Origin of the sequence: Nitratireductor aquibiodomus NL21 = JCM 21793 (assembly GCF_000615975.1) — a bacterium.
Taxonomy (GTDB): Bacteria; Pseudomonadota; Alphaproteobacteria; order Rhizobiales; family Rhizobiaceae; genus Nitratireductor; species Nitratireductor aquibiodomus.
The window spans coordinates 1-1028 of record NZ_BAMP01000190.1 but is presented as its reverse complement, the minus strand read 5'-3'; the positions used below and the strand labels follow the sequence as shown (position 1 = coordinate 1028).

2 protein-coding genes are annotated in these 1028 nt (G+C 67.9%); one reads left to right on the top strand and one right to left on the bottom strand.

Going from position 1 to position 1028, the window contains the following annotated elements:
- The coding region (locus tag JCM21793_RS23120) for an SAM-dependent methyltransferase (protein ID WP_025031878.1) at positions 1-420 on the top strand (420 nt) is incomplete at its 5' end.
- Here the strand turns inward: JCM21793_RS23120 and JCM21793_RS23115 are convergent.
- Positions 384-1028: cobalt-precorrin-6A reductase (locus JCM21793_RS23115; protein ID WP_025031877.1), on the bottom strand; the 645-nt coding region annotated here is incomplete at its 5' end. The two genes, JCM21793_RS23120 and JCM21793_RS23115, sit on opposite strands and share 37 nt — an antisense overlap.

The window sequence follows — 1028 nt, the reverse complement described above, 5'->3', positions numbered from 1 at the left end:
GCCATGCTGGCGGTGGCCGCCCGCGTGGGCGCGCCGCTCGGCCATGATTTCTGCGCCATATCGCTTTCGGACAATCTGAAGCCGTGGGAACTGATCGAAAAGCGGCTTGCGGCCGTCGCCGGCGCGGGCTTCGTGATCGCGCTCTACAATCCGATCAGCCGCGCCCGGCCCTGGCAGCTTGGCCGCGCCTTTGAACTGTTGAGCGGCATTCTGCCGGCGTCCACGCCGGTCGTGTTCGGCCGCGCCGCAGGCCGGCCCGACGAGCGCATGGCGATCGTTCCGTTGAACGAGGCGCGTGGCGAGATGGCCGACATGGCCACCTGTGTCATCATCGGTTCGCCGGAAACACGGATGATCGAGCGCCCGGGCAAATCGCCGTTGGTCTATGCGCCGCGCTCGGCCAGCGGAGCCGCCAGATGAGCCTCGATTGCAGCCATGGCTTCGTCGACACCGGCCACAATGGCCGCGTCCGCCGGCTTTGGCCGGTCGATCATGACGACGGGCAGACCAAGCCTGCGCGCCGCCGCGATCTTGCCATAGGTTGCGGTGCCGCCGCTGTTCTTGGCGACCACGATGTCGATTCGGTGTTCGGTGAGAAGGGCAATCTCATCGTCTTCGCAGAACGGCCCGCGCGCGAGAATGCAGTGAGCGTTCGGCGGCAGGTGAGCGGGCTCCACCGGCTCCACGCTACGCACCAGATAATGATGCTGCGCCGCCGCGCGGAACGCCTGCACCTCTTGCCGGCCGATTGCGAGGAAAACGCGCCGGGGTTGAGGGCTGAGAAGCGTGGCCGCCTCGGCCATGTTGGACGCGCTCTGCCAATTGTCGCCGGCGACCGGTTGCCAGGCGGGACGCATGAGCGTGATGAGCGGAACGCCGGTCAGACGGGCCGCCTTGGCCGCATTGCGCGCCATGCGCGCGGCGAAGGGATGCGTGGCGTCCACCATCAGGTCGACGCGTTGGTCCTTGAGATAAAGCGCAAGCCCCTCGGCACCGCCGAAACCGCCCACGCGCACCTCGCCGGGCAG